Origin of the sequence: Sphingobium sp. S6 (assembly GCF_905120495.1) — a bacterium.
GTDB lineage: Bacteria > Pseudomonadota > Alphaproteobacteria > Sphingomonadales > Sphingomonadaceae > Sphingobium > Sphingobium agri.
Map to the genome: position 1 here is coordinate 1 of NZ_CAJHOG010000028.1, position 6,465 is coordinate 6,465.

Below are 6,465 nucleotides of genomic sequence, written 5' to 3' on the forward strand. Positions count from 1 at the left end.
AGCAGAAATCCGCGCTGTTTGCGAGCAGAGGCCAGTATCTTTGCAATCGCCTACATCTATCAATCCTTCTAGGTGAGAATCTGGATGCCGCGCCGCTTCACCAGCGTCAGCAAGGCGAGCGCCGCGCCAGTCGGCCGCATCGTGCCGGCCTCCCAGCGCTGGACCGTGCGCTTGTGCGCCCACAGCAAGCGCGCAAACCCGGCCTGGCTCAAACCGCTCTCCTGGCGCACCGCCGGATTTCGGCCGCCTCCATCGGTGGATAAAGGATTTCGCCGTTTCGATCAGTCCCCGTCATGGTCGTTCATCCCGGCCATGCCGGCTGCTGCGCCGGCTTCGGCGATGGCGTCGTTGATTTCCTCGATCGTGAACCGCGCGCCGTTGCCCTTCACTATCCCGCGCAGGTCATCCCACGAGCTTTTGCGCGGTGCCGGCGGCGCGATGCCCGCCGCCGTCGCGGCGGTCATCAGGTCATCCAGCGAGAATCTGTTAAACTTCCCGCGCAGGAGGTCGTTGAGGCGGGGCGGCGTCAGCCCGAGCCGCTTGGCGGCCTCGCCCAGCGGCACGTCCCACGACTTCACCCGCGCGGTGATGCCCCGCATCAGGTCCGCGCGCGTCCTCAACTCCGTCGCCTCCTCCGGCGTGTCGGCGATTGCGTCAAAGACGCAGGCGAAGGTTTCGACCTTCATGTCGTCGGCGTTCATTGCCCTGCCTTCCAAACGTTCGGCCGTCGAGCCGATTACTCGAACAGTTCCGAATGGGTTCCCGCGCGCACGAAGTTCACCAGATTGCCCTCAATCGTGTAGATCAGCAGGAAATCGCCGCCGATATGGCACTCGCGATGATCGCTCCAATCGCCCTTGAGGGCGTGGTCCAGCCATTCCGGGCCAAGCGGCGCATCGTTGGCGATGAGCAGCATCATCGCTTCCTTGAGCTGGTTCATGTTGTAGCGGCCGCTGCGCGACAGCCGCTCCCAATCCTTGACGAACCGCTTTTCGTAGGATGCCTCTCTTGGGAACGAAGCCCGCTTACTGCTGGCGGGCTTCTTGGTCGAGGGCATCGAACAGTTCCTTGGGATCGGTGAAGCGCGCACGACGCGCCTTCATGGTCGCGCGGGACGATTCGATCGCGGCGCGCGTCTCGGCGTTGGGCACCTTCAGCTCGAACGGCAAGGCATGGTCCTTGGCGACCCGCGTAAGCGTCATGCGGACCACATCGGAAACCGTCAGCCCCAGCTCGGCTAGGACGGCGGCGGCTTCATCCTTCAATGTTTCGTCGATGCGCGCACGCACGAACGCGGTAGCAGCCATTGGAATCTCCCTAGTCAGACGAACGATGTAGCTCATTTGAGCAACAATTTCAATCTAGGCGAGGAGACTGCGCCTGCCGCTGCGCGGCACCGTGGCTCTACTCGCTTCGCTCCCCAAGCCCGCAAGCGGTCTTGGCCGAAGGTGACGACCCACATGGCGGGGCCGAGATCGCAAGCGGATCTCGGGCATGGTGCCGGCGTGCGCCGGCATGATGTTCGTTCGCATGGGGAAAGGCGGTCCCGGCCGCCTCTCCCCAGCAACGGCAATCAGCGGGACCGGGTTGGCGCGAAGCGCCCGCCCGCACCACTCCCGCAGATTCCCGCTGCCCCCCTCTCTCGCCGGCTGCTCCGCGCGAACTCGGGAGCGATGGCCGCAGCCATCGCCCCGCAGGGCGATTTGAAGGGAGTAGAAGGTATGGAACAGGACAACCGGGAAAGCTGGCTCAATCGGGTGGCGGCGGGCATGGCCCCCTTGTTCGCGGCGTTGGACGCTCCCCTGCCCGCGCGTATCCGCGTGGCGATCGGCTTCACCAGCTCGGGCCGGAAGGGCAAGGCGATCGGCGAGTGCTGGGATAACCGGCTGAGCGCGGACGGGCATTTTGAAATCTTCATCCGGCCCGACCTCGCGCACGCGCCTGACGCCATGCCGGCGCAGATCGCGGCCATCCTCGCGCATGAGCTGGTCCATGCCGCCGTCGGCATCCCGGCAGGGCATGGGAAAGCGTTTAAACGGATCGCGCTGGGGCTGGGGCTCGTCGGGCCGATGCGCGCCACCACCCCCGGCGAGGCGTTTCTTGCGGCCGTCGCGCCGATCTTGGACGCCGTTGGCCCCCTCCCCCATGCCCGTCTCGACACCGATGGGGAGTCGACCGCGCCGAAGAAGCAGAAAACCCGGATGCTCAAATGCGAGTGCGCGACGTGCGGCTATACCGTGAGGACCGCGCGCAAATGGCTTGAGCTGGCCGGAGCGCCGCTTTGCCCGATCGAGGATCACGGCCGCATGGAGCATGAGCCGCTGGACGACGGCAGCGAGGATGAGGGCGGCGACGACGGCTAGACCGCCCTCCCCTCCCCGCAATTCGGGGTTTCATTGACGCTGCGCGCCAGTTCGGGGTTTCGTTGACGCAACCGGAGCAAGCCAGTATGACCACATGCAAACATGCGATCATGTAAGGATATTCACATGCCAACAATCGCGATCATCAGCCAGAAGGGCGGCGCGGGGAAAACCACCCTCGCCTTGCACCTGGCCGCCGCCGCCGAGGATTCCGGGCATACCGCCCTTGTGATCGACGTCGACCCGCAGGCGACGGCGAGCCAGTGGGCGGCATGGCGACAGGATGCGCCCCCGGTCGTGATCGACAGCGCGCCCCCTCGCCTTGCCGCCAAGATCGAGCAGGCGACGGGCCAGGGCGCGGCGTTCATCGTAATCGACACCCCGCCCCACGCCGACAGCGCCGCCAGCGCCGCCGTCGAGGCGGCCGACCTAGTGTTGATCCCTTGCCGCCCCAGCGCGTTCGATTTGGCGGCGATCAAGACGACCGCCAGCCTTGTGAAGATGCGCGGCAAGCCTGCTTTCGTGATCTTCACGGCGGGAAGCCCGACCGCGCCGCGCATGTATGACGAAGCCGCGCAGCTCGTGCAGGATTATGGGCTTGACGCCTGCCCCCACCATATCGCGGATCGCGCCGCCTTTCGCCACGCGGCGGCCGAGGGCAAGACGGCGATGGAGATCGAGCCGAGCGGCAAGGCGGCCGATGAGGTGCGCCAGCTTTACAAGTGGACATGCGAGCATGTAAACATGCAAGCATCTAGGAAGCGGAGGGCCAACGCATGAGCCGGAAGGGATCATTGCTCGCATTGCGGGATCGCGATGCAGCGCCAGCGCCGGCGATGGTCGAGCCGGAGGGGAGGGCGGCCGCGCCGATCGCCCGTGGCACTGGCGCAGGCTCCGGCAGCGGATCGAGCAGCAACCCGGTTGCGCCGAGCCGTCAGGGCAAGAAGGCCATGACGGGCTATTTCAGCCCGGAAATGTCCTTCGCCATGCACATGACCGCCCGCAAGCACGGCATGAGCCTACAGGACGCGATGGCCGAGGCGTTCAACGACTGGCTTCGCAAGATGGGGGAAAGCCCTGTAGGCAAGTGAGCATGTCCACATGCAAACATGCGGGTAAGTAAACATGGCCGCTTGCCCGCATAGAGCAGGGGATCAGCGTAGTGGTTTGCGTTCGTGCCGTTTCTTGCAGAAGCCGAGGAAGGCCCCGGCAGGGCTTTTGAGTTCGGGCTTGCCCATGTCGTGCCACCACGACACCCATTCGTCATAGAGCGCATACACGTCATAGCCTGGCGCGGCCGTCTTGGCGTCGTGCATGGTTTCCGGGTCGATATAGGGCGCATCGTCGCCGGCGCTGGCGACCGGATCGGGCTTGGATTTGAGGCCCGAGCGGTTGCGGAACAAGATCACGTCATCATCCATCGTCACCGCATAGTCGGGGAAATGGCCGTGATCGGCGTCATGCTCGCAGACCTTCTTGACCAAGGCCCGGAACACTCGGAGCGGGCTGTTCGAGCCGCATTTCTTCTGTAGCAACTCTAGGCCGATCTTCCATTCGTCCTTCACGCCGCAATGCTTGCGCGCCAGTTCATACATGCGCCGCTCGAACGGCTTGCGGAGCCGGAAATAGTCGCGGTGGAGCGTCAGGACGTTCTTGCTGATGACCGAGCGATAGACCCAATCCGACAGGGTGATTTCGAGATCAAGCATCCGGCCATCGAACGTCTTGCGCGTGATCTTGGCCTCTTCGATCAGGCCGAAAATCCGCGTTTCTTCGACACCGCCCGTTTGAATATTGGTCCGCACCGTGGTCCCGCGCAGGCGGGTGAGGGCGTCGGCCATCAGTCGATAGCCTTCGCCGCTGGTTTGCCGGTTGGTGGCGACGAGCATGTCATAGGCTTGCAGGCGCACCGTGCGGCTAGGTTGCTCGCCCTGGTTCATCTTCGCGACGAGCTGCGAAATGCAGTAGATCAATATGTCCTTGTCGTGGATCGTCGCCAGCCCCTTGCCCGAGGGGATAATCTCGATGACGTTGCCGTTATGCTCGTAGCGCCGCGTCCGGTTGTCGGGCTTGGTCGAGAGCGAAAACACCGGATGCTCCATTGAGGCCATGTCATCCTTGGGGATGGCGTCCAGCACGTCGCAGATGAACAAGTCCTGGTTGGGATGGCGCACCGGCAGCAGCGGCGTGCGATCGTCGCCGTCCACGGCCGAGACCGGCGCGGCGATCGGCGCGTCAAACAGGGAAGGGGAGGGGTCTATCGTCATTTCACTAACGCTAGGGCTACTATCGTCATTTCACATACGCAAGCGGATTATCGTCATTTCAGATTCACCGCCGCGCTATCGTCATTTCGATTACGCTTGAGCGCGGCAGGGAAGGCCTGGCGCTATCGTCATAGTGGATTCGCCTTTTCGTCACTCTGGATTCGCTTTTTCGTCAGAGCGGATTCACCGCGCGGCAAATTTCTGCCAAAAAAGCGAGGATTTCTGCGCCTTTCCGGGCAGGCCGAATTTCCGTAACACATCACTAAACCCATATTTTAACACTAGGCTGACCTGTGGATAACTTCAGCGGAAGATTATGACGAGAGGCTGGATCATCGTGGTTTCACCCACCAGCGTCCCGCCAGATCGGACAGCTTGTCCCGAAAATCGGGACAACGGCAGCGCGACTCACCAGCGCCGCGCTTCAGGCACAATCAGAAAGAAGAAAAACACCGCCTCTTGGGGCTTCGCCCCGCCGGCTCGCGGCCTTCGGCCGCCCCGGATCGCTTTAGCGATCCTCCCACCCGGCATCCCCATGATGAGCCGGCTTCGCCGGCACGCTTTTTGTTAGAAAGGGGATCGTTTAAACGCTGCGCCTCCATCGCAGCCACAGCGCCAGCAGCACCGTCGCAATTGGCTTTCCAGAAAAGCCAGGCGGATAGGACAGCGATCAATCCGAGAGGGCAGGGCAGGCGGAAATGTCGCCACAGGCGCGATTTCCGGGCCGCTGGGCCTCATTTCAGACGTTCGGCAAGGTCGGGGAGGGTTCGGCCGGCATGGCGCTCTACGGGCTTCCCAGGCGGCTGATTTTTTGGAAAGCTAGATCCTCGCGGGGTCAGAGGATCTAGCGCGTAGAATTTGAGCCGGTCCTAATGGCGCGTCCGCTTCTGTGGCGGCGGCGCTGCCATAAGCCCATCAAAGGCGGAGTCATCGCCCAATGCGTAGCGGCGCAGCGGATCATCCTCCGTCATGCGACCGGCCTGCACCTCGCGCCCGGTCACATACCGCAGCCGGTCCCGGTCCAGCACGCCATCGACAAGGCATTCCGCGCGCAGGAACATCCATATCTGGCCCTGGCGGTGTTGGGCGAAGGCTTCAACATTGCCGTTCGTCTCTTGGAGATGCACGGCCACCAGGTCGCAAACGAGATTGAATATCCGCATGAGGCCAAGCCGGCTTTCCTCATCGGTAATCGCCGCGTGCAGCTCCAACACTTCATCGCGGATCGCGGGGAGAGGGGCGGAACCGCTCTCTCCATAGGCCATGAGCCGGTCCCAAAGATCAATGACGCGCTGATCCATATCCTATCCTTCCGCCCTTGGCGGCGGTTCTGACACTATACAACAATCGGCCTATCCCCTTGCTCGATAGTCCGGTTCACGGTTTGTCGAATCTCCCGGCGAACTCGCGATCGGCATAGTAAGCGAGCTTGGTCGCGACGATCGGGCGTTGCCCCGCGAGGAACAACAATTCCAGATTGGCCGGCATGGTGCGGACCTCATCGGGCGTGAGTAGGGGCCGCGCGACATGCTGCGACCCGAACGATATGCCGGTTTCCTCCGCGTCGATCGCGCGGCTCATGGTCTCGAACACGACCGTCTCCTGGCCGAGCAGATCGGAGACGAGCTTGGCGCTGTCGTGATCGTTGACCCCGAATATCTGCAAGACGCCGGCGTTGGACAGGAAGGTGCCGGCGCGGCGCTCGTAGAGCGCGCGGAGCTGGTGAACGTCCTGCAAGATCGGCCAGAGCTGGATGCCGTAACCGGCCATCAGGCCCATAGGGGTGACTACACGAAAGTGACGTATCTGCACGCTAAGAGCGAACAAATCCGGTA

The 6,465-nt window shown here is 63.1% G+C and carries 10 protein-coding genes; 3 read left to right on the forward strand and 7 right to left on the reverse strand.

What is annotated here, in order from left to right; genetic code table 11:
- Nucleotides 1-68 precede the first annotated feature (68 nt).
- The 4 genes from SPHS8_RS19935 to SPHS8_RS19950 are packed head-to-tail and all read right to left on the reverse strand — an operon-like array spanning nt 69 to nt 1,307.
- The gene (locus SPHS8_RS19935; protein WP_015449421.1) at nt 69-230 is read right to left on the reverse strand and encodes a helix-turn-helix domain-containing protein; all 162 of its coding nucleotides are present in this window, start codon (nt 228-230) and stop codon (nt 69-71) included.
- A gap of 51 nt (nt 231-281) precedes the next feature.
- Nucleotides 282-701 carry a helix-turn-helix domain-containing protein gene (locus tag SPHS8_RS19940; protein WP_007685989.1) on the reverse strand — a complete coding sequence of 140 codons (420 nt, stop codon included), beginning with the start codon at nt 699-701 and terminating at the stop codon, nt 282-284.
- Nucleotides 702-736: 35 nt separating this feature from the next.
- Complete coding sequence (locus SPHS8_RS19945; protein ID WP_007685988.1) at nt 737-1,057, reverse strand: type II toxin-antitoxin system YafQ family toxin; 321 nt, start codon at nt 1,055-1,057, stop codon at nt 737-739.
- Nucleotides 1,026-1,307, reverse strand: a complete 282-nt coding sequence (locus SPHS8_RS19950; RefSeq protein ID WP_007685985.1) for a type II toxin-antitoxin system RelB/DinJ family antitoxin — start codon at nt 1,305-1,307, stop codon at nt 1,026-1,028. Before SPHS8_RS19950 ends, SPHS8_RS19945 begins: the two co-directional genes overlap by 32 nt.
- A gap of 414 nt (nt 1,308-1,721) precedes the next feature.
- Here SPHS8_RS19950 and SPHS8_RS19955 point away from each other — a divergent pair, with 414 nt between their 5' ends.
- From SPHS8_RS19955 to SPHS8_RS19965, 3 genes are all read left to right on the forward strand, one after another.
- Nucleotides 1,722-2,363 carry a SprT-like domain-containing protein gene (locus SPHS8_RS19955; RefSeq protein WP_008831324.1) on the forward strand — a complete coding sequence of 214 codons (642 nt, stop codon included), beginning with the start codon at nt 1,722-1,724 and terminating at the stop codon, nt 2,361-2,363.
- Between the two features lie 126 nt (nt 2,364-2,489).
- Nucleotides 2,490-3,143, forward strand: a complete 654-nt coding sequence (gene parA / locus SPHS8_RS19960; protein WP_007686145.1) for a ParA family partition ATPase — start codon at nt 2,490-2,492, stop codon at nt 3,141-3,143.
- Nucleotides 3,140-3,454: a ribbon-helix-helix domain-containing protein gene (locus SPHS8_RS19965; protein WP_007686146.1), complete on the forward strand. Its 315-nt coding sequence runs from the start codon at nt 3,140-3,142 to the stop codon at nt 3,452-3,454. The genes parA and SPHS8_RS19965 overlap by 4 nt, the downstream gene beginning before the upstream one ends.
- A gap of 63 nt (nt 3,455-3,517) precedes the next feature.
- Here SPHS8_RS19965 and SPHS8_RS19970 read toward each other — a convergent pair whose 3' ends face one another.
- The 3 genes from SPHS8_RS19970 to SPHS8_RS19980 form a co-directional block, all read right to left on the reverse strand.
- Complete coding sequence (locus tag SPHS8_RS19970) at nt 3,518-4,630, reverse strand: replication initiator protein A (protein ID WP_007686147.1); 1,113 nt, start codon at nt 4,628-4,630, stop codon at nt 3,518-3,520.
- Between the two features lie 869 nt (nt 4,631-5,499).
- A complete protein-coding gene (locus tag SPHS8_RS19975) occupies nt 5,500-5,931 on the reverse strand; it encodes a hypothetical protein (RefSeq protein ID WP_007686151.1) in 432 nt (143 codons plus the stop codon).
- Nucleotides 5,932-6,007: 76 nt separating this feature from the next.
- A partial coding sequence (locus tag SPHS8_RS19980; protein ID WP_236575278.1) for a type IV secretory system conjugative DNA transfer family protein occupies nt 6,008-6,465 on the reverse strand: 458 nt, incomplete at its 5' end.

Coding starts and splice junctions, on each gene's coding strand:
- SPHS8_RS19940 (WP_007685989.1), bottom strand. CDS start 701: ATGAACGCCGACGACATGAAGGTCGAAACCTTCGCCTGCGTCTTTGAC.
- SPHS8_RS19945 (WP_007685988.1), bottom strand. CDS start 1,057: ATGCCCTCGACCAAGAAGCCCGCCAGCAGTAAGCGGGCTTCGTTCCCA.
- SPHS8_RS19950 (WP_007685985.1), bottom strand. CDS start 1,307: ATGGCTGCTACCGCGTTCGTGCGTGCGCGCATCGACGAAACATTGAAG.
- SPHS8_RS19955 (WP_008831324.1), top strand. CDS start 1,722: ATGGAACAGGACAACCGGGAAAGCTGGCTCAATCGGGTGGCGGCGGGC.
- parA (WP_007686145.1), top strand. CDS start 2,490: ATGCCAACAATCGCGATCATCAGCCAGAAGGGCGGCGCGGGGAAAACC.
- SPHS8_RS19965 (WP_007686146.1), top strand. CDS start 3,140: ATGAGCCGGAAGGGATCATTGCTCGCATTGCGGGATCGCGATGCAGCG.
- SPHS8_RS19970 (WP_007686147.1), bottom strand. CDS start 4,630: ATGACGATAGACCCCTCCCCTTCCCTGTTTGACGCGCCGATCGCCGCG.
- SPHS8_RS19975 (WP_007686151.1), bottom strand. CDS start 5,931: ATGGATCAGCGCGTCATTGATCTTTGGGACCGGCTCATGGCCTATGGA.